At 71.2% G+C, this 22,433-nt stretch carries 19 protein-coding genes; 11 read left to right on the plus strand and 8 right to left on the minus strand.

Features of this window, described 5'->3' with window-relative positions:
- Positions 1 to 89 precede the first annotated feature (89 nt).
- The 5 genes from ABD240_RS09060 to ABD240_RS09080 all read left to right on the plus strand — a co-directional run bounded on the left by ABD240_RS09060 (position 90) and on the right by ABD240_RS09080 (position 4,749).
- Complete coding sequence (locus ABD240_RS09060; protein ID WP_291794387.1) at positions 90 to 542, plus strand: HD domain-containing protein; 453 nt, start codon at positions 90 to 92, stop codon at positions 540 to 542.
- A 183-nt stretch (positions 543 to 725) separates the two neighbouring features.
- A complete protein-coding gene (locus ABD240_RS09065) occupies positions 726 to 1,391 on the plus strand; it encodes a DNA alkylation repair protein (RefSeq protein WP_344336935.1) in 666 nt (221 codons plus the stop codon).
- Positions 1,388 to 2,287 carry a helix-turn-helix domain-containing protein gene (locus tag ABD240_RS09070; RefSeq protein WP_291794383.1) on the plus strand — a complete coding sequence of 300 codons (900 nt, stop codon included), beginning with the start codon at positions 1,388 to 1,390 and terminating at the stop codon, positions 2,285 to 2,287. The genes ABD240_RS09065 and ABD240_RS09070 overlap by 4 nt, the downstream gene beginning before the upstream one ends.
- Before the next feature lie 348 nt (positions 2,288 to 2,635).
- The gene (locus ABD240_RS09075) at positions 2,636 to 3,460 is read left to right on the plus strand and encodes a hypothetical protein (RefSeq protein ID WP_344336936.1); all 825 of its coding nucleotides are present in this window, start codon (positions 2,636 to 2,638) and stop codon (positions 3,458 to 3,460) included.
- A 32-nt stretch (positions 3,461 to 3,492) separates the two neighbouring features.
- Positions 3,493 to 4,749, plus strand: a complete 1,257-nt coding sequence (locus ABD240_RS09080; protein ID WP_291794379.1) for a MauE/DoxX family redox-associated membrane protein — start codon at positions 3,493 to 3,495, stop codon at positions 4,747 to 4,749.
- Here the strand turns inward: ABD240_RS09080 and ABD240_RS09085 are convergent.
- The 3 genes from ABD240_RS09085 to ABD240_RS09095 form a co-directional block, all read right to left on the minus strand.
- Positions 4,733 to 5,941 (minus strand): acyltransferase family protein, encoded by a 1,209-nt coding sequence (locus ABD240_RS09085; RefSeq protein ID WP_291794377.1) that lies wholly within the window; start codon positions 5,939 to 5,941, stop codon positions 4,733 to 4,735. The two genes, ABD240_RS09080 and ABD240_RS09085, sit on opposite strands and share 17 nt — an antisense overlap.
- The gene (lepB, locus tag ABD240_RS09090; protein WP_344336937.1) at positions 5,938 to 6,708 is read right to left on the minus strand and encodes a signal peptidase I; all 771 of its coding nucleotides are present in this window, start codon (positions 6,706 to 6,708) and stop codon (positions 5,938 to 5,940) included. Before lepB ends, ABD240_RS09085 begins: the two co-directional genes overlap by 4 nt.
- 214 nt (positions 6,709 to 6,922) lie before the next feature.
- On the minus strand, positions 6,923 to 7,978 hold the full coding sequence (locus ABD240_RS09095; RefSeq protein WP_344336938.1) for a bile acid:sodium symporter family protein: 1,056 nt from the start codon (positions 7,976 to 7,978) through the stop codon (positions 6,923 to 6,925).
- Between the two features lie 506 nt (positions 7,979 to 8,484).
- On the opposite strand from ABD240_RS09095, the gene ABD240_RS09100 reads away from it, so the two are divergent.
- Positions 8,485 to 9,042, plus strand: coding sequence for a hypothetical protein (locus ABD240_RS09100; RefSeq protein ID WP_344336939.1), 558 nt, complete (start codon positions 8,485 to 8,487; stop codon positions 9,040 to 9,042).
- A 21-nt stretch (positions 9,043 to 9,063) separates the two neighbouring features.
- Positions 9,064 to 11,091 (plus strand): HelD family protein, encoded by a 2,028-nt coding sequence (locus ABD240_RS09105; RefSeq protein WP_344336940.1) that lies wholly within the window; start codon positions 9,064 to 9,066, stop codon positions 11,089 to 11,091.
- A 192-nt stretch (positions 11,092 to 11,283) separates the two neighbouring features.
- Here the strand turns inward: ABD240_RS09105 and ABD240_RS09110 are convergent, their stop codons facing one another.
- On the minus strand, positions 11,284 to 12,738 hold the full coding sequence (locus ABD240_RS09110) for an aminomethyl transferase family protein (protein WP_344336941.1): 1,455 nt from the start codon (positions 12,736 to 12,738) through the stop codon (positions 11,284 to 11,286).
- Positions 12,739 to 13,009: 271 nt separating this feature from the next.
- Between ABD240_RS09110 and ABD240_RS09115 the strand changes: the two genes are divergently transcribed.
- Positions 13,010 to 14,128, plus strand: coding sequence for a methylenetetrahydrofolate reductase (locus ABD240_RS09115; protein WP_344336942.1), 1,119 nt, complete (start codon positions 13,010 to 13,012; stop codon positions 14,126 to 14,128).
- Positions 14,129 to 14,210: 82 nt separating this feature from the next.
- On the opposite strand, the gene ABD240_RS09120 is transcribed toward ABD240_RS09115, so the two are convergent.
- Together ABD240_RS09120 and ABD240_RS09125 are read right to left on the minus strand one after the other, a co-directional pair.
- Complete coding sequence (locus ABD240_RS09120) at positions 14,211 to 14,960, minus strand: IclR family transcriptional regulator (RefSeq protein WP_291794816.1); 750 nt, start codon at positions 14,958 to 14,960, stop codon at positions 14,211 to 14,213.
- A gap of 336 nt (positions 14,961 to 15,296) precedes the next feature.
- Positions 15,297 to 16,523, minus strand: a complete 1,227-nt coding sequence (locus ABD240_RS09125; RefSeq protein ID WP_344336943.1) for a metal-dependent hydrolase family protein — start codon at positions 16,521 to 16,523, stop codon at positions 15,297 to 15,299.
- A 67-nt stretch (positions 16,524 to 16,590) separates the two neighbouring features.
- On the opposite strand from ABD240_RS09125, the gene ABD240_RS09130 reads away from it, so the two are divergent.
- Positions 16,591 to 17,442, plus strand: coding sequence for a MurR/RpiR family transcriptional regulator (locus ABD240_RS09130; RefSeq protein ID WP_291799230.1), 852 nt, complete (start codon positions 16,591 to 16,593; stop codon positions 17,440 to 17,442).
- 135 nt (positions 17,443 to 17,577) lie between these two features.
- A complete protein-coding gene (locus ABD240_RS09135; RefSeq protein ID WP_344336944.1) occupies positions 17,578 to 19,011 on the plus strand; it encodes a sodium:solute symporter family protein in 1,434 nt (477 codons plus the stop codon).
- Between the two features lie 235 nt (positions 19,012 to 19,246).
- Here the strand turns inward: ABD240_RS09135 and ABD240_RS09140 are convergent, their stop codons facing one another.
- Together ABD240_RS09140 and ABD240_RS09145 are read right to left on the minus strand one after the other, a co-directional pair.
- Positions 19,247 to 19,789: a hypothetical protein gene (locus ABD240_RS09140; protein ID WP_344336945.1), complete on the minus strand. Its 543-nt coding sequence runs from the start codon at positions 19,787 to 19,789 to the stop codon at positions 19,247 to 19,249.
- Between the two features lie 281 nt (positions 19,790 to 20,070).
- Positions 20,071 to 21,054: an NADP-dependent oxidoreductase gene (locus ABD240_RS09145; RefSeq protein WP_344336946.1), complete on the minus strand. Its 984-nt coding sequence runs from the start codon at positions 21,052 to 21,054 to the stop codon at positions 20,071 to 20,073.
- Between the two features lie 200 nt (positions 21,055 to 21,254).
- Between ABD240_RS09145 and ABD240_RS09150 the strand changes: the two genes are divergently transcribed.
- Positions 21,255 to 22,142, plus strand: a complete 888-nt coding sequence (locus tag ABD240_RS09150; RefSeq protein ID WP_344336947.1) for a nucleotidyltransferase domain-containing protein — start codon at positions 21,255 to 21,257, stop codon at positions 22,140 to 22,142.
- Positions 22,143 to 22,433 lie beyond the last annotated feature (291 nt).

Consider the following 22,433-nt stretch of genomic DNA (forward strand, 5'->3'; position numbering starts at 1 on the left):
TCTCGATGTCCGTCCCCGTTGATAGGTTTGCAGTGGAGCGGCGGCCGCGCCGGCGCGGGCGGTTCCCACGGAGAGGTGGCGATGATCTCATGACGACGCTGGCGGAGAGGGCCGAGGCCCTGGCCCGGTCCGCACATGCGGGGCAGACGGACAAGGTGGGCGCGGACTACATCGGCCATCCCGGCCGGGTGGCGGCGAGGACGGCGCTCATCGCGCCGGAGGCCATCCGCGAGGAGGCGGTCGCGGCGGCGTGGCTCCACGACACGGTCGAGGACACCGAGGTGAGTCTGCGGGCGCTGCGGGAGCAGGGCTTCCCGGAGTCCGTGGTGGATGCCGTGGACAGGCTCAGCAGGCGACCGGGCGTGACGCCGGAGGAATACTTCGCGCGGCTGCGCGGGAGCGCGGTCGCGCGGATCGTCAAGGTCGCGGACCTCATCGACAACACCACGCCGGAACGGGCAGCGCAGCTGGACGCGCCCACGCGTGAGCGCCTGCAGGAGAAGTACACCCGTTCGTGGCAGCTGATCCTCGGCGAGGTGTGAGGGCCGGCCCTCACACGGCCACGCGGCAGCAGCCCAGAAACCGCGCGGCGTCGTGGAGCAGGCACCGCTTATTGACGGGATCATCGCTCGGGAGGCGCGGGAAATCAGCGCGGAGAGCGCAGCAGGTGATGTTTCACCCAGTGACGCCCCCGGCAGGTTGCCGTGGCCCTTATCCTTTTCGTCATGAGCACTGACCTGACCTCCGCGCTGGAGCGGCTGTCGGAGCTGGAGGACCCGGCGGTGCGCGCGGCCAATGAGAAGCGCGGCGACGACCACGGGGGGAATCTCAGCCGGCTGCGCGCTCTGGCGAAGTCGATCCGGAAGGACCACGCGCTCGCCGTCCGGCTGTGGGACGCCGGTGACACCGCGGCACAGCTGCTCGCCCTCCTCGTCTGCACCCCGCGGAAGTACACGGTCGCGGAGCTGGACTCGATGGTCCGTTCCACGCGTGCTCCCAAGGTGCACGACTGGTTCGTCAACTACGTGGCGAAGAAGTCCCCGCACGCTGAGGAGCTGCGGCAGAAGTGGCTCGCGGATGCCGATCAGCGAGTGGCCTCCGTGGGTTGGGCCCTCACGGCCCAGCGAGTGGTGAAGGACCCCGAGGGCCTCGACCTCGATGCGCTGCTCACGCGGATCGAAGGGGAGATGCGGGACGCGCCCGCAGACCTCCAGTGGTCGATGAATGAGACCCTCGCCCAGATCGGCATCCACCATCCCGCTCTGCGCGCGCGTGCGGTGCGGATCGGCGAGGATCTGCAGGTGCTCGCCGACTACCCCACCTCTCCCGGCTGTACCTCCCCGTTCGCCCCGGTCTGGATCGCGGAGATGGTGCGCAGGAGCGGAGAATGACGCTCGCAGGAGGGGAGAGGACCGCCGAGGCCGCGTGCGGGCTGGGAGTGCTCACCGACGGCGTGCACCGGCAGCGCGGGCGCGCGGGGCTTCTCTGCCGGAGCATCCGCTTCGGGGAGATCAGTCTCATGGGCGCGCGCGGCACAGCGGTGGAGCTGGTCGGGAGGCCGGAGGCGCAGCAGGCTGAGATGTTCGAGCTCGCCTTCCTGGGCAATGGGCTGATCAGCCACGACGGGTTCCGCGAGGGCACGCCGGTGCCGGCGCGCCTGCTCCTGGTGCCGCCCGAGGCCTCGGGCTCCGTGCGGCTGCTGGGCAGCTGGGAGCTCCTCGTCGTGGGGCTGCCGTGGGAGGCGATGGAGTCCTTCGTCCCGAATCTGCCCCGCCGGCCCGATCTCTTCACGGACACCGCGCTCCTCGAGGACTCCATGCATGCGTTCGCGCACGAGGTGCTGGCGGCGGAGAAGCCGGCCACGGCGATCGAGAGCTACGCGGTGGGGCAGCTGCTCGTGGAGATGGGCGGTGCCGTGCTGCTCAATCGTCTGGGCGGATTCCGCTCCGCGGGCAGTCCGCAGGCGGTGCTGCGGGACAGGGCGATGGCGATCATCGCGCAGCAGTGCACGGACGTGGAGCTCACTCCCGCGCTCGTGGCGGAGGAGGTGCAGTCCTCCCTGCGGCAGGTGCAGGCGGTGTTCGCAGAGGCCGGCACCACGGTGGCCGGGGAGATCCGCAGGCAGCGGGCGCGTACGGCCAGGGGTCTGCTGATCGACAGCCGGTTCGACGTGCTCAGCGTGGAGGCGATCGCGGAGCGCTCCGGGTTCGGCACCACCATGAGCATGCGGCGCGCTCTCAAGGACCATTACGGCACGAGCCCGCGGGAGCTGCGCAAGAACCGGTGAGCGTGCTCTGCGCGGTGCCCGTTCCTCGGCGGACGCGCTGCGCCCGTTCCCTGAGGATGCGCGGCATGCTCCGCGGGCGGTGACTGCGGCAAGCCGTGTTGTGAGGGGAGGCTGCCGGAGCAGATGTCCGAGGTGTCCGCTGACTGAGAAGATCACGTTCCGTGACGCTCAGAAGCAACAGTACGCGCAGGCTTGGATCGAGACGCGAAGAGTTCGACGGTGAGCCTTCTTCTCCCTCGGATCGCGGCTTAGATTCATCGTCGGATGGAGATCCCCGGTGAGTTCGCTGGGAGCATCTCCTCGCTCAGCGAACTGCTGTTCCGCACACCCATCACACTGAGGAGTCTTATGACTGACGCGCTCACCAACCAGGGCATCTCCCGCCGGTCCGTCGCCAAGGGCGCCGCCTGGTCCGTCCCCGTCCTCGCCGCCGCGGTCTCCGTGCCGATGGCCTCCGCCTCCACGGCGGAGAGCTACGACGTGGGCGTCTCCGCCAGCTGCGTCGGCAACTACGATCTCGACCAGCTGCGGTCGGGCCTCGGCGACACTGTGCGCTCCCTGCCGGGTGGAGTACTCCTCGCGCCTCTCATCACCCCGATCACGAACACGCTCGTCGACACCCTCAAGGGCCTCCTCTCCGGCCTCGGGTTCGAGGAGTTCGAGAGCCGCGGCTTCAACATCCAGGCCGTTGAGGGCACCGTCCCCGCCGGCACGCAGTTCACGCTCTCCGGCGGCGGGCTCATCAACATCAACCTGCTCGAGGACGCCCTCGGCGGCGCGGGTGCGAACGCCCTCGGCCTCGTCTCCATCAACGGCGACGACGCCGTCATCGAGCTCACCCGCGACCTCGCAGAGGGCGAGACCCAGCTCATCAGCCTCCGGGGCGATGCGGTGGACCTCTCCGTGGGCGGCACCGTCACCTTCGGCCTCGTGGGCAGCGACAACCCGTCCACCGCTCCGGGCCAGCCCAACACGTCCTCGCAGAACTTCGTCGTGGTCGAGACCAGCCTGGGCAACCTGAACCTGGTCAACGACCTCATGGACGCGGTCGAGGGCGTCCCCGGCATCGGCGCTGTCCTGAGCCTCATCACGACGCCGCTGCGCAACGCCCTCTCTGCGCTCACCGTCACTCTGCAGCTCTGCCCCGGCCAGGAGCCCCCGGCCGGCGCCTGAGCCCGGGACTGAGTCTCAGGTACTCTGCTCCCATGTCGATGAGCCCCGCCGAGTTCGCTGCTGCGTTCTCGGCGGGGCTCCTCGCATTCACGCTCATCGCTTCCGGCGCCTCCAAGGCGGGGCGCACCTCCGGCACACTCGCGTCGATGATGACGCTCCGGGTGCCGGAACCTCTGCAGCGCCGGTGGGTGGCCGGGCTGGTTCCGGTCTGGGAGATCGGCCTCGCGGCTGCGCTCCTCGTGGCTCCTGGGCCGTTCCGTGCACTCGCCGGTGGTGCGGCTGTCCTCACCATGCTGGTCTTCACCGTGCTGATCGCCGGTGTGCTGCGCCGGGGAGAGGAGGCGGACTGCGGGTGCTTCGGCCCGTTCGCAGCCACGGACCGGGTGACGGGCTGGACTCTGGCGCGCAACATCGTGCTCGTGCTCGCAGCGGTCCTCGCGACCGCAGGCACCTGGTCCGCTCCTGCGCTCCTGCAGGTCCTCGTCCGCAGCGACGCTCTCTCACTCGTCTCGCTCTGCCTGGGCTGGGTGCTGGTCGCCGTCCTCGTGCTGCTCCGCACCCGGACCGTGCTCCGGCGCGAGCTGCGCAGGGCACCTCGTGCCATGAGCGGCATGGGCGCACTGAGCCCGGCGGTCCACGCGCCGGGAACCACCGCCTCCGAGACCGGCGCGCGCGGCGCAGAACCCGGCGCTCGGGCTGTGGCCTCGGGCGGCCGTGTGGGCGGCTCCGGCGGCGATGGCGGTGCGGGCGGTGCGGCCTCGGGCGGTGAGGGCGCAGGCGGAGACGCGGCCGGCCTCGGCGAACCCGACGGCTGGGAGCCTCCGCCGCTGTCACCGGCCTCCATCGCCCTGGGGCTCGATCCGGCGCGACCCGGCGAGGTGCGCATGGGCGAGCAGATTCCCCGGTCGGAACTCGTGAGCGCCACCGGCATCACCCAGGAGCTGCCGGACCTCGGCGACGGCCGGCCCACGCTCCTCCTCTTCCTCAGCACCAGCTGCGGCAACTGCCATCCGGTGGCCGAGCGCGCCGCGGGATGGGCCGAGGAGCTGGCCCCACTGCAACTGCGCGTCGCCACCTCCTCCACGCCTCGGGAGATGGAGCGCATGTTCCCTGCGCTCCTGCCCTACACGCGCTACGGTGCCGCCTCCGCGCTGAGCCGGCTGGGCGTGCAGCGCAGCCCGGCGGCGGTGCTGCTGGGCGGGCGCGAACAGCCGGTGATCGCCTCGCCGCTGGCCTACGGCCTGCAGGAGATCGAGGGGCTGGTGGAGGCCGTCAGCGGCGCTCGTTGAGCGTGTTCCCCCGCTGTGTGCGGGTCTCCTGCCCGTCACGGTCGGTCGCTTCCACTCCCAGGCCCTCGGCTCGCACCGGGCGGACGAGGAGTGCCCAGGCAGGCGGATGCCGCAGGGAGACGACCCCCAGCACCCGCTCCACCGGCCCCGTCCCCAGTGTGAGTCCCCAGGCTGCGGCGAACAGCAGGCAGACGGCGAAGAACAGCAGCAGGACCAGCACGTGCGCGGCGGTCCCCGCCTGCTGCCAGAAGGCCATGCCGGGGAGCGCGTGGAGGAACCACGTGAGCAGCGGGACGTGCAGCACGTAGATCGTCAGCGGCATCCTGCCCACCAGCGTGAGCGGCGCGCAGAGCACCCGTGCCCCTCTGCGCAGACGCGCGGCACGGGAGTCCACGAGCAGTGCTGCGGCTCCGTAGACGGCCAGCGCACGCCCCAGGTCGTAGAGCATCTCCGGGTAGCCGCCCCGCACCATGCCGCCGGCGGCATCCTGTCGCCCCACCAGCACCCAGGCGATGACGGTGACGACCAGGCCTCCGGCCGTGAGCGCCGCGCAGCGGACGCCGCTGTTGCGCACGTGCCGTGACAGCACGATGCCCACCAGCAGGAACGGCAGCAGCCAGGTCACGTGGTAGGCCCGGCCGGTGAAGAGCCATTCGAGGACGTATGCCAGCGGATGCCCGGACACCTGCGGGTTCAGCAGAGCCGGATGACCGGCGAACAGTGCTCGCACGGCGTCCACCGCCGGCGGTGCGGCGGCGAAGACGAGCGCGGCGCTCACCAGGAGCCAGCGGGACCGGAGGAACAGGAACGGCAGCGCGGCGAGGAACGTCATGCCGAGGTAGGAGAGCACCACATCGACATGTGAGGTGGTCTGGGAGAGGGCGAGGCCCAGCAGGATCAGGGCCAGGCCGCGGAGCGCGTACTCGAGGCGGAACCTGGATCGCTCTGCACGGCCCATCGTCTGTGCGGTGAGCAGCGCGATGCTGGAGCCGGCGGTGAACATGAAGAGCGGCGTGGCGGCCCCGCTCAGAGCGGAGACGGCGGAGAGCAGCCCGTCCGGAAGCGCGCCCTCCACGAGGATCCGCGCATGCGCCCAGATCATCCCGATGATGGCGAGGCCGCGGATCACATCGATGGCGACGACGCGGGGTCGTGGTGCCGGCGTCCTGCGTCCGGCAGCGGCCGTGCTCATCCGTCCACACCTCCGAATCGGCCCAGCGGCCAGATGATGCTGAAGGCCTCGCCGGTCACGTCCTCCGTCCGCACCCAGCGGACGCAGTCTCCCGCAGGCTCCGCGGCGGCGCTGCGGCACTGCGTGATCCCGTCGGAGCTGTTGCCGCGGTGATCGCCGAGCATCAGCAGGCGGTCTTCGGGCACTGTCACGGGCGCGAAGCAGCGCTGCGAGCGCGCTTCCGTCTCACAGTCCATCCGGCCCGCCTCGAACGGCAGGTCGTCGAAGACATAGGGCTCGTCCAGTGGCTGGCCGTCGACGAGCAGCCTGCCCTCCGCATCGCAGCACTCGACCGTCTGCCCCGGTGTGCCGATCACCCGCTTCACCAGCATGTGCTTGGTGCCGGGTCCGATGCCCAGCCAGTCACCCGCCACGCGCTTCACCTGCTGTTTCGCGGAGTGCGTGAGCGAGGCCTCGGGTGCGGGAGTGTTGGACGGCCAGAGGTCCTCCTGCGTGTGGAAGACGACGACGTCCCCGTTCTCCGGGGTGCCGTCCGCCCAGGGACCGGCGTAGGCGAGCCGGTTCACCAGGATCCGGTCGCCCACCTGGAGCGTCTGCTCCATCGAGCCGGACGGGACCTGGAACTGCTTGACCAGGAACGCCTGCACGAGGCCCAGCACCAGCAGGGCCGCGGCCAGATGGGTGAGAGGGTGGCCGGCGATCCGCCGAGGCAGAGGGGGGCGCGGTGCGGTCGCACCGTGAGCCTGCGCATGAGTATCTTCCGACATGAGGACTTCAGTTTCTCATGAGCGCGGGGTGTGGCCGGCAGTTCAGGGGTGCTGCGCCTCTCCCTGCGGGGCGCTGCGCAACCGGCTCAGCGTGACAGCTCAGCTCCGCATTCCCCACGCAGCTCCTCCCCATACACAAGTTACGTCTGCGTAGCAGCCGTGGTGGGCGGCCGCTACGCAGACGTAACTTGTGTATGAGGGGGAAGTTCGCGCCTCAGGCGGCTGCGGCCTCGGCACCCGTCCGGGCCTCGGCCGCGGTCTTCCGCTTGTCGATGCTGCGGCAGAGGGTGGCGAAGAGCGCGCCCGAGACGTTGTGCCACACGGAGAAGACGGCACCGGGCAGGGCCGAGAGCGGATCCATGTACTGGGCGGCGAGCCCGGCGGCGAGCCCGGAGTTCTGCATGCCGACCTCGATCGCGGTGGTGCGGCGAGAGGGCACCGGCAGGCGGAAGAGTGCCGCCGCGCCGTAGCCGAGCGCCATGCCGGCCACGTTGTGCAGGATGACCGCCACGAGCACCAGAAGTCCGGCGGAGATGATCGTCTCCGCACTGCCGGAGACCACGATCGCGACGATGACGGAGATCGCGAGGACGGAGAGCCAGGGGAGGACCGGCAGCAGAGCCTCGGTGATCCTGGGCAGCAGCATGCGGATGACGATCCCGGCGAGCACCGGCAGCAGGACGACGTTGACGATGGTCAGGGCCATGGAGCCGCCGTCCAGCGGCATGTACTGGCCCGCGAGCCAGAGGGTGAGGAGCGGGGTCAGCAGCGGCGCCAGGAGGGTGGAGATGGAGGTCATCGTCACCGACAGCGCCACGTCCCCGCGCGCCAGGTAGCTCACGACGTTCGAGGCGGTGCCGCCGGGCGCGCAGCCCACCAGGATGACACCGGCGGCGATGAGCGGCGGCAGATCCAGCAGGGTGACGATGCCCAGCGCGACCAGCGGCATGATCACGTACTGGGCGACGACGCCCAGCAGCACAGGCACGGGACGCTTGATGACAAGGCCGAAGTCGACGGGACGGAGAGTGAGGCCCATCGTGAGCATGACGACGCCGAGCATCGGGTTCACCGCAGGCGCTGCCTGGGAGATCGTGTCCGAGAAGAAGAAGCCCGCGAGTCCGCCCGCGATGATGAGGAGGGGGAAGACGAGGACGGCGAAGTAGCCGCTCCTGTCCTCGGCCCTGGTCGCCGCGGTCGCGGCATCGTTCTCTGCGCCGTGCTGTGCGCTGCGGGCCGCAGTGCTGTCTTCCTGTGCGGGCGTGGGCATGGTTCCTCCGAGTGCGTGGGTGTGCGAGCGCGTCTGTGCGCCACGGTCACTGTACTCAGCGGGGAACAAGGCACTCTGCTGTTCCGAAATGCGGGCGAAGCTCGGACGACCGAGTGAGCGGGCGCACGTGACGCCGGGGTTCTCCAGCGGAATCCGCTCAGGCGGAGGGGCGGATCCGGAAGCGGAGTGGCGCGTCCGGGCGGGAGCGCGGAGGGGCGGAGTCCCGGGGGCGGAGGAAGCCCCCCGGAGCGGTGGACCTTGGGACAGTGACGCGCCCGAGGTCGTCTGCGGTTCTCGGACCGGGACGCGTCTGCGGACGCGGGAGTGCGGAAGAGAGCTGTCGGGACCCGACCACAGGTATCGGCAGAAGATCGCCGAGGCCTCAGCGCCCTGCTGTTCCAGGATATGCGGCGGAGGGGGTCTTGCCGCAAGGCCCCCTGCGCGGGTGAGAATCGTGCTCCTCCCCTCCTCCCGCCCTCCCGTCCTTCCGCCTCAGAGGAGCTCCTGTGCCCACATCAACCTTCTTCGCCCTGCCGTCCCGTCTGCACCACAAGGCCTCGCCTGCTCTCCTCGCGGAGGACGAGGCCCGGTTCTCCGCCCTCGCCCGGGCGCTCGATGAGCGCAAGGAGGAGCTGGACCGTCGGCTCGCCGGCCTCCGCCGCGCTCGGGGTGGTCACGGTGAGGCGGCGCTGGAACGTGATCTCGCGATCCACCGGCTCACTGCGGAGCTGCGGCTGCTGCAGCGCTTCGGGGTCGAGGTCTGCCTGGGGCGGATGGTGCCTGCTGACGGGTCCGCGCCCATCTGGGTGGGCCGCCGCGGCCTCGCCACGCCGGACGGCACGCAGCTCCTGGTCGACTGGCGCGCGCCCGCCGCCGCGCCGTTCTTCTCCGCCACCCGTGCCGACCCGCAGGGGCTCGGGAGCCGCCGCCGCTACCGCTGGTCCGGCCCGCACGTGGTCGACTACTGGGACGAGGCCCTCACCGAGGAGGCGCTCGCCGAGGCCGCAGCGGCAGCCACTGCAGCGGCCGGTGCCGCAGCAGCCGGTGAGGCACCGGCCTCCTAGGCTGCCGTGAGGGCCGAGGAGGTGACCTCGGAGCACAGGACCGACACCTCGGCAGCGGCCGGTGCGAACCCGGTCCGGCACAGCGGGGCCTTTCGCCCGCTCGCGCTCGACGAGCAGTCCTCCTTCATCGAGAGCCTGGGTGCCGCGCGCACTCCGCAGATGCGCGATGTGCTCGCCACGCTCCAGGCGGACCAGGACGCCATCGTCCGTGCGCCCGCAGCGGGGCCCCTGGTGGTGGACGGCGGACCGGGCACCGGCAAGACCGTGGTGGCGCTCCATCGCGCCGCGCATCTCCTCTACTCGCAGCCGCGTCTGCGCAGTCAGGGCGGGGTGCTGGTGATCGGTCCCCATCGGGCATACCTCGACTACGTCGCGGACGTGCTGCCTTCGCTCGGGGAGGACAGCGTCCGGCTGTGCACGGTCACCGATCTCGTGCCGGAGGGCGACGCCGTCACGTGTGCGCAGGCAGGAAGCAGTGCCCTCGCCGAGGCCTCTGCACTGTCGTGCGGCTCGTCCCCGTGCGAGCAGCCCCCGGTGTCCGTCGCGCAGGCGGCCGCCGCCCAGCACGACGCTTCCGACGAGGCCCGGCGCATCAAGGAGACGGCGGATCCGGAGACGGTGCTGGAGGCCGCTGTCCGCATCTACGAGGAGCCTCCGGAGGAGGAACTCCGCGTGGAGACACCATGGGCCGACCTCGCCCTCCGCCCGGCGGAGTGGCAGGAGGCCTTCGCCGCACCTGAGCCCGGCACCAGCCACAACGAGGCTCAGCTCCAGGTGTGGGAGGCGCTGGTCGAGATCCTCCACGACCAGCTGACAGGCCTCGGCGACGTTCCGATCCATCACCTCCGGCGTGCGCTCGCGCAGGAGGAGGATCTGCGCACGCTCTTCTCGCGGTCCTGGCCGCTGCTGTGCCACCAGGACATCGTGGCCGACCTCTGGACGGTCCCGGACTATGCGCGGCTGTGCTTCCCGGACCTCGGCCGGGATCAGGCTGAGGCGCTCAGGCGTGCAGATCCGCGGGCCTGGACCGCGGAGGACCTGCCCTTCCTCGATGCTGCCCGCCGTCGCATCGGGGATCCCTCTGCGCCTGCGCACGCGGCGCGCCGTGCCGCGGCCCGTACGGCCGAGGCCGAGGAGAGGCAGAGCGTCGCCGCTCATCTCATCGAGGCCGACGACAGCGAGCTCCAGCTCATGTCCATGCTGCGCGGGCCGGATCTGCGCGAGGCACTCCTCGAGGACGAGGCCGCGCCTGACGTCGCCGTCGGCACGACGGGCGCGGTCGTGCGCGGCACGGCCTCGGGCAGGGCGGTCTCGGGCAGGGCGGCCTCGGCGGCCGGGGACGCCCGTCTGGACGGCCCCTTCGCGCACATCATCGTCGACGAGGCGCAGGAGCTCACGGATGCGCAGTGGCACATGGTGCTGGCCCGCTGCCCGTCCCGCAGCCTCACGATCGTGGGCGACCGTGCGCAGGCACGCCGAGGGTTCGCCCATTCATGGGAGGAACGGCTGGGCCGCGTGGGTCTTGACCGGATCCGCAGGGCAGGGCTGAGCATCAGCTACCGGACCCCCGCCGAGGTGATGGCCGAGGCCGCCCCGGTGATCCGGGAGGTGCTCCCGGGGATCGCGGTCCCGCGTGCGGTGCGCCGCACCGGTGCGCCGGTGGTGCACGGGCGGGTCGAAGACCTCGAGCGCATCCTCGCCGAGTGGCTGCGCCGGGAGCCGGAGGGGATCGCGTGCGTCATCGCCTCGGAGGCGGTGAGAGGGGGAGCCGGGGCGCAGCTGCGCGCGATCCGTGAGGCTGGGATGCCGCCGGAGCCGGCAACGCCGCATGCGGCGGATGAGCTGGCGCGGGAGGCGGGCGAGGCGGCGTGGGAGGCGGACGAGATGACACGGCGCGTGCGCATGCTCACCCCCGAGACGGCGAAAGGGCTCGAGTTCGACCTCGTGGTCCTCCTGGCGCCGAACTCCTGGGGTGAGGACGTCACTGCAGCGGTGGACCGCTATGTCGCGATGACGCGCTCCACCCGCGGCCTCGCGCTCCTGGAATGAGCGTGCAATGAGGAATGAGCGTGCAGTGAGGGGATGCCCACCCAAGCGTGCCATGGGCAGCAGCTCCGTTGTGTGATCGCTTCACCTGGCCACTCACGCACAGATGGCCGGGCGAAGCGATCACACCGCCGGAGGAAGGGAGGTGGGAGCCGCGCCCCGCGGACGCGGCTCCCACCGCATCCCGCTCCCGGCTCACACCGCGCTGTCGAGGCCCTTCTCCTTCAGGCGCTCACGGGTGTTGGGGTTGACGGACGGCCGGAACGGGATCTCCACGACCTCGCCCCAGACGGGATCTCCCGGGGTCTCCGCGTACTGGTCCGGCAGGTGCACCCAGACCGGAGTGCCCAGCCGGGTCATGGCGACCGGCACGTAGCCCATCGCGATGTTCGACTCCAGCTCCGGGGAATACCAGGGCGAGGTCACGTATCCCACGGGGGCGCCGCCGGGCTCCGCACTGATGAGCCAGAAGTCCGGTGCATAGTCGTCGATGGGCTTCCCGCCCAGCCGCATGCCCACGAGCTGGTGGGTGAACGGAGGATCGCCGGCCTCGATCCGGGCTCGCGCCGTCTCCAGCGCGGCCTTCCCGATGTAGTCCGCCGTCTTCTCCCTGGGCACCTGGTACGCGAGGTTCACCTGGAACGGCAGGGTCTCCACGTCCATGTCCTGTCCCCAGGAGAGGATCCCGGCCGCGATCCGCCTGTGGTGCGAGGGCGCCACGACCGCCAGGCCGTGCGCCTCGCCGGCGGCGAGCACCGCGTTCCACAGCTGCTCCGCGTACCGGGTGGCGTCGTAGAGGTAGATCTCGTAGCCCTTCTCACCGGTGAACCCGGTCTGGGAGACGATGACCCTGCACCCGGCGATCCGCGCGCTCATGAGGCCGTACGAGGGCAGATCCACGACCTCGGGCCCCACCAGGTCCGCCATGAGGTCCACGGAGCGCGGTCCCTGCACCTGGACGGGAGACACGTCGATCTCCGCGATCTCCACGTCGTAGGTCCCGGCGACGTTCACGCCCTGCAGCCACAGGAGCAGGTCGGAGTCGGAGAGGCTGAACCAGAACTCGTCCTCGCTGATCCGCAGGAGCACGGGGTCGTTGAGGATCCCGCCGTCCTGGTTGCAGAGGATCACGTAGCGGGCGCGCATGGGCGGGATCTTCGTGGCGTCGCGGGTGATGACGAAGTTCACGAACGCCTCCGCGTCCGGGCCCTTCACCCGGATCTGGCGCTCCACCGCCACGTTCCACAGCGTCACGCGGTTCACCAGCGCCTCGTACTCGGCCATCATCCCGCCGTCCTCCCACGGGACGTAGCCGCGCGGGTGGTACATCCGGTTGTAGACCGAGGCGCGCCAGCAGCCGGCCTGCATCGACAGCTCCCAGTACGGGGACTTCCGCACGCGGGTGTCGATGAGCATCTCGACGGGAGTGGGCCCGGACTGGCGGAGGTTGATGGGCACCAGCCGGTCGCTCTGGTCGACGCTGGGGACGTTCTCGTCGACGGGGTCCTCGCCCACGTCGAGTGCGGCTTCCAGGTCCGGCGCGGTGTCCGTGCCTGCGCCGGCCTGCGGTTCTGCGCTGGTGGGCGGTTCGGGGGAGGCGGCGGTGCGGCCGCCCTCGGGGAAGGTGTCGGTGTCGTCGAAAGTGGTCATGAGGATCTCACCATCCGCTGTTCGTGCTGACTCGCTCGGAGCGTTGCCTCGCTCGGAGCACTGCCGTGGCCGAACCTGCCTGCGGTTCCCGCAGCTGCGGTGGATCCGCCCCGTGATGACGGTGCACGAGGTGTGGTCCGCCGCCGTTGCCGAACCCGCCTGCAGTTCTATAATATGGAACTGCAGTCCCATAACATGAGTGTAGCCCGCGCTCCGGCGTCGAGGCTATGGTGTGGATCACATTCCTTTCCCGGAGGGGAGGCTGGCGAGGATGGCACTGCGGCGAGGACGCCTCAGCGAAGCCCAGTCCGCCGTGCTGCGTGAGCTCCTGGAGGCGCCCCGCCTCGAGGTGCTGCCCACGAAGTCCGTGGTCTCGGCCGTGATGGAGAACCTGCCGCAGGGCCGCATCGTGACCGTGACGGCCTCGCCCGGGATGGGGCTCGAGCGGACGCTGAGCACGGCGGTGAGTCTGCAGGAATCCGGCTATCGCACGGTTCCGCACCTCGCGGCCCGGATGGTCGAGAGCAGAGGCCGGCTGGAGGAGATCGTCGGCCGCCTCACCGGTGCCGGGGTGGACTCCGTCTTCGTGCCTGCCGGCGATGCCGCTGAACCTGCCGGACCGTACACCGGGGCGCTCGATCTTCTGCGCGACCTCGCGGAGCTGGGTTCTCCCTTCGGGCACGTGGGCGTCGCCGGCTACCCCGAGTCCCATCCGACGATCCCCGACGGGACGACGGTCCGAGCCATGACGGACAAGAGACCGTACGCCACCCACGTGGTGAGCAATCTCTGCTTCGATCCCGCGCGGGTCGCCGCGTGGACGCGCACACTGCGGGAACGGGGCGAGGCGCTGCCCGTCCTCATCGGCGCGGCGGGTGCGGTGGAGCGCACCCGGCTCCTCAAAGTGGCCGGGGCCATCGGTGTGGGGGAGTCGGCCCGCTTCCTCGCCAAGAACCGCTCGCTCTTCGCACGGATGTTCACCCCCGGCGGTTTCAGCCCGGAACGGTGGCTCCGACAGCTGGTGCGGGAGCTCGACGCGCAGGGAGTTCCCGTGCTCCCCGAGAAGGGGGCCGAGGCCTCGGGGACGGGAGCGCGGGAACCCTCCGAGCGGAGGGCGGCTGCTCCTGAGGCCGGGGCAGTGTCCACCCCCGAGGTGGGGGCCGGGGCCGAGTCAGCATCCGCGCCCGAGGCCGAGGCCAGGGCCGCGCGTGAGGTCGGAGAGGGGCCTGCCCAGCACCCCCGGAGAGGCGGACACACCTACGGCCGCGGAGACGGGCCCGTGCCCGCGTCCGGATCCGTGGTCCGCGGCCTCCACGTGTACACGTTCAATCAGATCGCGGCGACGGAGACGTGGCGCCGTGATCTGGTCGAACGCCTGAGCCGAGAGTGAGAGGGACGGAAGGCGAGGAGCCCGGACCGCTGCGCGCTCGTCTCAGGCTGTGCGCGATCTTCTCTGGTTGCGCGCAGGCGTCTCAGGAGGTGCCGCGGCGCTGCGCGAGTCCGCGTTCGAGTGAGCGCGCCGCCTTCATGAGCAGGGTGCCCATCCGGGCGTGCTCGCCCTCCAGCCGCAGCGATGGGCCGGAGATTCCGAGCGCTGCGTGGACGGATCCGTCGGGTCTGCGCACGGGTGCGGCGATGCCGTCGAGTCCCTCCTCGAACTCGCCGCAGGTGACGGCGTAGCCGCGCGTACGCACCTGCTCCAGGTCGGCCTCGAGCGCGGGGAGAGTGGTGAGGGTGTGCGGTGTGCAGGACTCCAGCTCGCCCTCGGGCAGCGGCAGGGCACCGAAGGCGTACATCACCTTGCCCAGGGCCGAGGTGTGTGCCGGCACCTCGGCGTTCACCCAGCTGGTCGCACCCAGCACGTAGGCGGAGTCGACCTGGGCGATGTGCACGACGGTGTCACCGCTGGGAACCCCCAGCGTCACCGTCTCCGAGGTCGCCTCACCCACCTGTTCGAGGAGCGGCTGGGCCGCGGCCGCGAGGGTCTGGACCCTGTCGAACCGTGAGGCGTACTCGGCGAACAGAGGGCCTCCGCGGAAGAGGCCCTCGCGATTGCGCTCGAGGAGCCCGCCGCGTTCGAGTGCCTGCAGAAGGCGGGAGGCGGTGGAGCGGGCCAGGCCGGTCTGCTCCACCACGGCCGTGTAGGAGACGGGGTCCTCGGCCCGGACGACGAAGGCGAGGACCTCTGCGGCGCGGTCGATCGACTGCGTACCGCTGCTCATGGCTCTCTCCGTCCTGGGGTGGGTGGGACGTCTCGAGGATACCCGGGCTCTCTCAGGCTCCCGCCGGACCGGGGTGCTCACTGTCCTCTGGCGCGCCCGGCCCCGCCCGGCCTCGCGCGCTCGGCACACCCCTCCCGCTTCCCCCTGCTCTCGTGCCCCTTCCTGTGCCCCCTCCCTCGTAGGTTACGTCTGCGTAGTGGCCGTGCAGGGCGGCCGGTACGTAGACGTAACCTACGAGGGGACAGGGCTCCTCGTCCGGATGCCCGCAGCCCGGGGCCGGACGCCCGGTGGGCCGTTCCCGAGACCGGACCTCCAGCCTCGGGAGCGGCGAGAGGCTCAGTCCTCGACCAGTGCGCCTCGGCTGAAGACGCTGTGGATGCTCTCCTCCGGGCGCGCCAGCACGGTGACGTCCTCGAGCGGGTTCGCGTTCAGCAGGACCAGGTCCGCGTAGGCACCCTCTGCGAGGATCCCCAGATCGCCCTCGGCCTGCAGGAGGCGTGCGGCCGTGGTCGTGGCCCCGCGCAGGACCGCCCCTGCGGACTGCGCCTGGGCGCGGATCTCGAACTCCTGGCTCTGGTACTCCCACATCTCACCCAGCAGGTCCGAGCCGTAGGCGATGTTCACGCCCCCGCGATCCGCGAGCCGGAGGGCTTCGAGGCCGGCGTAGAGCACGTCGTCGACCTTGGCCTGGCTCGCGGCGGGCAGCCCGAGGCGCGCGCCGTCGGCCTTGAGCCGCTGGTAGGTCACGAGGGTGGGGACCAGGAAGGCGTCGTGCTCGAGGAACAGCCGCACCGTCTCCTCATCGAGGAGGTTCCCGTGCTCGATCGAGCGCACGCCCAGGCGCAGGCCCCTGTTGATCGCCCGCGCGGTGTAGGCGTGGCCGAGCACGTAGCGGTTCGCGGCCTCGGCCTCCTCCACGGCGGCCAGGATCTCCGAATCGGAGAACTGCGTCGAATCGACCCTGTCGGTGGGAGAGGCGACGCCGCCGGAGAGCATGAGCTTGAGATGGTCCGCGCCGGTGCGGAACTGCTGGCGGGCGCCGCGGCGGACCTCGTCCACGCCGTCGCAGACGAGGCCGATGTGCGGGCAACACTGGTGGTTGTCCACGAGGGCGTTGCCCGGCCCGCGCATGTCCGCATGTCCGCCGGTCTGAGAGAGCGACTTGCCGCCGAAGAACAGGCGCGGCGAGACGAAGAGGCCTTCGTCCGCTGCGCGCGCGAGCCCGAAGTCCGCGCCTCCCGCATCCCGCAGCGCGGTGAACCCGCGGCGCAGGGCGCCCTGCATGGTGTTGATCGCGCAGGCGGTCAGGTAGGCGGGGGACTCGTCCCCGAGGCTGCCGAGGTCGGGGGAGTTCGCGAGCACGTGCACATGGCAGTCGATGAGGCCCGGGGCGGCGATGCGCCCCTCCGCGTCGAAGACCTCCTCGCCGGGCGCGGGGGCGGCACCCACCGACGCGATACGATCGCCGTTGAAGCGGAGGGTGGTGGGTGCGGAGACGGTCTCGGCCTCCGGATCGAGGATGCGGACATTCGTCACTGCGGTCGCGCGGGGATCGAGCTTCACTGCGTGCGCCTTCCGTTCGCGGATGGGTGTCTGCCGCCCACCGTAGGCTTATGCAAAGGACTTTGCAATGACGGACGAGTTCATCGCCGGTTGGATCGACACGCTCCTGGACGGCCGCGGGGCTCCGCCCGCCATGGCCCGGGTGCTGGAAGTCCTGCGCACTGCGCCGCAGGAGGCCGCCTTCGCCACGGTCAAGGCGATGGCCGCGGCGGCGCACGTCAACATCGCGACGGTGACGCGGACCGCGCAGTTCCTCGGCTTCACCGGCTGGCCGGCATTCATCATCGAGTACCGCGGGCACTACCTGGCCGGTCTGCGCGCGGACAGCATGCTCGCGCCGGCGGGAGAAGTGGGGGCGAGCGGTCCGCGCGAGGTGGTGCTCGGGGACATCAGCACCCTGCAGGGCATGGCGGAGGGGCTCGACGAGGACGCCTACTCCAGGGCCGCCGCACGCATCCGCAGCGCCCGGCGGACGGTGGTGCTCGCCACCGGCACCTACCTCGCGCCGGCCGAGGTCCTGGCCCACAACGGCCAGCTCCTCGGCTACGACCTCGAGCTCCCGCACGGCCCCTCGTCCGCGCAGCTGAACGCGGTCCGCAAGCTGGGGGAGGGGGACGTCGTGATCGCCTTCACGGTCTGGAAGACCGCGGAGATCGTCCTCCGGCTGGCGCGGTTCGCCCGGGAGCGCGGGGCTGCGCTCGTCGTCTTCGCCGACCGCTCCACGGAGGCGGCACGGCTCGCCGAGGTGGTCGTCACCGTCCCCAGCGAGAGCTCGCGCTACCTCCCCTCCACGATTCCCGCGGTGGCCGCCGTGCAGGCCGTGCTCACCGTGCTCGCGGATCTGGACCGTGAGCACGTCGAGGCCCACCTGCGCGAGGCGGACGAGCTGTGGCGGTCCATGGGGATCGTGGAGCCCTAGGGGGCGGGGCCACGAGGGGGCACCGGCCGCGCCCGTGTCGTGCTCTCGCCGGAGCGCGGCAGGCAAAATTGTTTGCATTCGTGTGTGACGGCGGGCATACTGGTCCGGTTCCGCCGTCGACCCCCGAGGTGCCACATGTCCATGACGAACATCGTCGTCCTCGTCCTCTACCTCGCGCTGATGATCGGCGTGGCCGCATGGTTCTCCCGGAGAAAGTCGATCCGGGACGGCGGCGACTTCATCATGGCCGGCCGTTCGCTGCCCACGTTCGTGCTGGGCGGCACGCTCCTGGCGACCTTCGTCGGCTCCGGCTCGATCATCGGCGGGGCCAGTTTCGTCTTCACCAACGGTCCGCTGGCGGGCATCTTCTTCTTCATGGGGACCTTCGTGGGTATCGTCGTGCTGGGCCTCATGTCCCGGCGCATCCGGAAGAGCTCCTTCAACACGGTGCCGGAGCTCCTGCGCGCGCGGTTCGGACCGCTCACCGGAGTGATCGGCACCGTGCTGGTGCTCGTGGCCTTCATCGGCATCTCCGCCTACCAGTTCACCGGCACCGGCTACATCCTCAGCCTGATCACCCCGCTCAGCGAGGTGCAGGGGACGATCGTCGCGCTGGTCCTCATCGGCTTCCTCGCGGTCTCCGGCGGGCTGAAGTCCGTGGCGTGGACGGACTTCCTCTCGTCGCTGCTCGTGGTGCTGGGTCTGGGCGGAGCGCTCGCCTACCTCTTCGTCAGCGACCTCGGCGGGATCGGCGGCTACGTCGACCAGCTCGATCCCGCGTTCCGGTCCGTGACCGGCGTGCTCGGTCCGCTCCAGATCCTCGGCTACTTCCTGCCGCTGTTCCTGCTGATCCTCGGCGACCAGAACATGCATCAGAGGATCGGCGCGGCCAAGGACACCGCGACAGCGTTCAAGGCGATCCTGGTGTTCTTCGTGGGAGCGGTCCTCGTGGTGGGGCCGATCATCCTGCTGGCGTCCTCGGCGAGCATCCTCAACCCCGAGTCCGATCCGGACATGGCGATCCTGGGCCTGGCCGCAGGGGAGTTCGTGCCGGAGACGCTGGGGGCCGTGATCCTTGTGGCGGCGCTGGCGATCATCGTCACGACGGGCTCCTCGTACCTGCTCACCTGCTCCGGCAACATCGTCTACGACCTGGTCTTCCGGCCGGGAAGCCGCCGGCAGCGCGAGGCGGCCGCGGAGCCGGAGCGCGCCCAGCGGCAGGAGGTGCGGATCAGCCGCCTGTCCGTGGCGGGAGTGGCCGTGCTCGGCTACGTCATGGTCCAGTTCTTCCCCTCGCTGCTCGCCCTGCAGATGTACGCCTACACGATGTACGGCGCCGCCATCACCCCGGTGGTGATCGCCGCGCTGTTCTGGAAGCGCGCGAGCGCGGCCGGTGCGATCGCCTCGATGGTCGCCGCGGGTGCCGTGACCGTCTGCTGGGAGGTTCTCGGTCCTGTCGAGCAGGTGGCGTCCGTGGTCGTCGCGCTGCCCGTCTCCCTGCTCGTGCTGGTGACGGTGTCGCTCGCCGTGCCGCAGCGTTCCCCGCAGGTGCCGCAGCCCTCCCGGTAGGTCCTTCCCGCAGGCTTCCCCACAGCCCTTCCCGCAGCTCTCCGGGCGGGTGCTGTGCCCCTTGCCCCGCCCCCTCCCGCAAGTTACGTCTGCGTACCGGCCGCCCTGCACGGCCGGTACGCAGACGTAACTTGCGGGGAGAGGCTGGGCCTGAGGTGTGGGTCGTGTGGGCCTGGGAGTTCGCGTGGAGCCGGGAGTCCGCGTGTGTAGCTGGGAGTTCGCGTGTGGAGCCGCGTCAGTGTCGCCGGCGTCCGGACAGCGCGACGAGGCCGAGGACGAGCGCGGCGAGCAGCGCAGCCCCGCTCGCCGCGAAGAGGACGACGGACCAGCGTGAGTGGTCCTCGCCGGTGATCCCGTAGGTGTCCGCGAGCGCCATGCCGGAGGCGAACGAGGCGAAGAAGTATCCGGGAGCGCCGCACACGAGCAGAAGCAGGAAGTACAGGGTCACCGGCGCCCGCCTCAGCTGCGGTGCGGCATAGGCGAAGATCAGTCCGGCGACTGCGAGGACCACCCCCACCGAGAGGACGATGAGCGCGAAGCTGTGTCCCAGCGACTCGCCGGCGGCCGCGACCTCGTCACGGATCACCGCCAGGCTGCGCCCCGGTGCGGCCGCCCGCGGGTTGAGCACCATGATCTGGAGCGCGGCGAAGGCCGCATAGGCCAGCACCACCGCGAAGCCCGCCCACGCACACGCCCGCGGTCCCATCCGCGGGGCCGGGGGCGAGGCCTCGGCGGAGGTCCGGTGGCGGGGGCTCCCGACAGCTGCGCTGCTCGTCATGCCGCTCAGAGTACTGCCCGCAGCCGCGCCCGAGGCCGGCTCCCGCGCGCTCCCGCATCACCTTCGCCGTATTGTGATCTGAATGCTCCGATGCCGAGGCCGGCACCGGCCTCGGCTGGTCCGATCGCTTCACCCAGCCATTTCGGCGTGGGTGGCCGGGTGAAGTGATCCCATGAGATTCGGTCCAGAAGTTCCGGGCCGCCCACGTTCGTTCGGGCCACCCAGCCCAGCGATAGGCTCCGCTCAGCCGCTCAGCCCAGCGATAGGCGCCGCTCAGTCGCTCAGTCGCTCACAGTGAGCACCAGTTTGCCCGTGGTGCGGTTGGTCTCGCCCGCGGCGTGCGCCTTCGCGGCCTCGGCGAGCGGGAAGACCTCCGCGATGAGCGCGCGCAGCCGTCCGGTCTCCACGAGATCGGCGACGGCGCTCATGCCGGCCTGATCCGCTTCCACGAGCATCACCTGGGCGCGCACGCCCAGGCGCTCGGCCTCGGCGGAGAGGCCCCCGGCCGGCACCGGCACGGTGGAGACGAGACGGCCGCCGGGCTTCAGCGTGCGCAGTGAGCGGAGCTGGTTCTCGCCGCCCAGGGTGTCGAGGACGACGTCCACGTCGCTCACCGCCTCGGCGAAGTCCGTGGTGCGGTAGTCGATCATCTCGTCCGCGCCGAGGCCCATGACGGTCCCGTGCTTGGGCGCACTCGCCGTGCCGATGACCTGAGCGCCCAGTGCCTTCGCGATCTGCACAGCCATGTGCCCCACCCCGCCGGCGGCTGCGTGGATGAGGACGCGCTCGCCGGCGCGCAGCTCCGCGACGTCCACGAGGCACTGCCAGGCGGTGAGTGCCGCGAGCGGGATCGCGCCGGCCTGCACATGGTCCACCGAGGCCGGCTTGCGGACGAAGGCGCGGGCGGGACCCGTGACGAACTCCGCGTGGGAGCCGGCGCCGTGGGGGTAGGGCAGCATTCCGAACACCTCGTCGCCCGGCCGGAACAGGGTGACGCCCAGCCCCACCTGCTCCACCACACCGGAGACGTCCCAGCCCAGCACGTAGGGCGGGTCGCCCAGGAAGCGGCGGCCGGCGCGGTGCTTCCAGTCAGTCGGGTTGACGCCGGCCGCCCGCACGCGCACGAGGATCTCGCTGATGCCGGGCTCCGGGCGCGGGACGGTGACCTCGTGCAGGACCTCGGGTCCGCCGTGCACCTCCTGCCGCATCGCACGCATGGTGGGTGCGGCCGGGACCTGTGTGCTGGATGTGCTCGCCTCGCTCATGCGCCCACTGTGCCAATGGTCGCGGGGAGCGGCAAGCCGACCGCTCCCGAGGCGCCGGCCCGGCCAGCGTGTGGCCCCCGCCCGGATGCCCCGGTGCCCAGCGGCCCCCACCCGAGGTGCCGGCCCGGTCAGCGTGTGGCCCCGCCCGGGTGCCCCGGTGCCCGGCGCACCGCTCCCGAGGCGCCGATAGGCTTGCGCACATGTGTGCAGTTCCCTCCGGTCTCGACCCCGCCGTGGTGAGCGGCATCGACGCGCGCCTGGCCGGTGTCGAGGCCGATCACGGTGTGCGGATCCTCTGGGCGATCGAGAGCGGCAGCCGTGCGTGGGGCTTCCCCTCGCCGGACAGCGACTACGACTGCCGCTTCCTCTACGTGCGCCCGCGGGACGCGTACCTGTCCCTGTGGCCGGAGCGCGACGTCATTGAGACGCCGCTCGACGAGACCTACGACGTGAGCGGGTGGGACCTCGGCAAGGCGGTACGGCTGCTCGTCAAGGGCAACGCCACGGCCGTGGAATGGCTGCGCTCGCCCATCGTCTACTCCGGCGATGAGGGCTTCAGGGACCGTGCCCTCGCACTCGCGGCCGAGGTCGTGGACCGCGAGGCCCTGTGCCGGCACTACCTGCACGTGGCCCAGCAACAGAAGAGCCGGCCGCACACGCTCAAGCGGTTCTTCTACGCACTGCGGCCGGCCGCCGCCCTGCGCTGGCTCGCCGCGCATCCGGAGTCCGCCGTCCCGCCCATGGAGCTGCGCGCGCTCCTGCGCGAGGCCTCGGCGGAGCCTGCGGTGCAGGACGCGGCCGAGGAGCTCATCGCGCTCAAGTCCGTGACGCGGGAGCTGGGGGCCGGCGAGCCTCCGGCCGTGCTCACCCGCTTCGTCGAGGACGAGCTCACCCGGGCCGCCGAGCGCGAGGCAGGGCGGGACGCCGCGGTCCGCTCCGGGGAGCAGTGCGCTGCTCCGGGCGGCGGTGCCGGGCACCACGGTCCTCAGCACGCCGGCACCGAGCAGGGCAGCTCCCGGCAGGACGCAGCGCGGGCGCGGGCGGACGCGTTCTTCCGCGCAGAACTCGACATCTGGTCGGCCGGCTGAGCCGGAGTCTGCCTGGCTGGGACAGGGCACGGCCGGGCCGGTCTTCCGAGCCGGCGCCCCAGCCCCTTCGACGTGCAGATCGAGGCTCAGTCCGCTGCCGGTTCGGACCAGCGTCTGTATGCGGTCGTTCGGCACCGGGGCGACGGGACATCGCAGTGACCGCTTCTGTGCGGTCAGGGGACTGAACCTCATCCCTCAGCCTCTAGGGGAGAGGTCACCCCTTAAGCGGCTCTTCGGACATCCGGTGGGGGGGCGCGCCGGGTGAGGTTCGGCGGGTAGGGGTCGAGGTCC

This window comes from Brevibacterium salitolerans, assembly GCF_039531405.1.
GTDB lineage: Bacteria > Actinomycetota > Actinomycetes > Actinomycetales > Brevibacteriaceae > Brevibacterium > Brevibacterium salitolerans.

Coding starts and splice junctions, on each gene's coding strand:
- ABD240_RS09110 (WP_344336941.1), bottom strand. CDS start 12,738: ATGACCACTTTCGACGACACCGACACCTTCCCCGAGGGCGGCCGCACC.
- ABD240_RS09150 (WP_344336947.1), top strand. CDS start 21,255: ATGTGTGCAGTTCCCTCCGGTCTCGACCCCGCCGTGGTGAGCGGCATC.
- ABD240_RS09120 (WP_291794816.1), bottom strand. CDS start 14,960: ATGAGCAGCGGTACGCAGTCGATCGACCGCGCCGCAGAGGTCCTCGCC.
- ABD240_RS09145 (WP_344336946.1), bottom strand. CDS start 21,054: ATGAGCGAGGCGAGCACATCCAGCACACAGGTCCCGGCCGCACCCACC.
- ABD240_RS09115 (WP_344336942.1), top strand. CDS start 13,010: ATGGCACTGCGGCGAGGACGCCTCAGCGAAGCCCAGTCCGCCGTGCTG.
- ABD240_RS09075 (WP_344336936.1), top strand. CDS start 2,636: ATGACTGACGCGCTCACCAACCAGGGCATCTCCCGCCGGTCCGTCGCC.
- ABD240_RS09065 (WP_344336935.1), top strand. CDS start 726: ATGAGCACTGACCTGACCTCCGCGCTGGAGCGGCTGTCGGAGCTGGAG.
- ABD240_RS09140 (WP_344336945.1), bottom strand. CDS start 19,789: ATGACGAGCAGCGCAGCTGTCGGGAGCCCCCGCCACCGGACCTCCGCC.
- ABD240_RS09085 (WP_291794377.1), bottom strand. CDS start 5,941: ATGAGCACGGCCGCTGCCGGACGCAGGACGCCGGCACCACGACCCCGC.
- ABD240_RS09060 (WP_291794387.1), top strand. CDS start 90: ATGACGACGCTGGCGGAGAGGGCCGAGGCCCTGGCCCGGTCCGCACAT.
- ABD240_RS09080 (WP_291794379.1), top strand. CDS start 3,493: ATGTCGATGAGCCCCGCCGAGTTCGCTGCTGCGTTCTCGGCGGGGCTC.
- lepB (WP_344336937.1), bottom strand. CDS start 6,708: ATGTCGGAAGATACTCATGCGCAGGCTCACGGTGCGACCGCACCGCGC.
- ABD240_RS09130 (WP_291799230.1), top strand. CDS start 16,591: ATGACGGACGAGTTCATCGCCGGTTGGATCGACACGCTCCTGGACGGC.
- ABD240_RS09135 (WP_344336944.1), top strand. CDS start 17,578: ATGTCCATGACGAACATCGTCGTCCTCGTCCTCTACCTCGCGCTGATG.
- ABD240_RS09095 (WP_344336938.1), bottom strand. CDS start 7,978: ATGCCCACGCCCGCACAGGAAGACAGCACTGCGGCCCGCAGCGCACAG.
- ABD240_RS09070 (WP_291794383.1), top strand. CDS start 1,388: ATGACGCTCGCAGGAGGGGAGAGGACCGCCGAGGCCGCGTGCGGGCTG.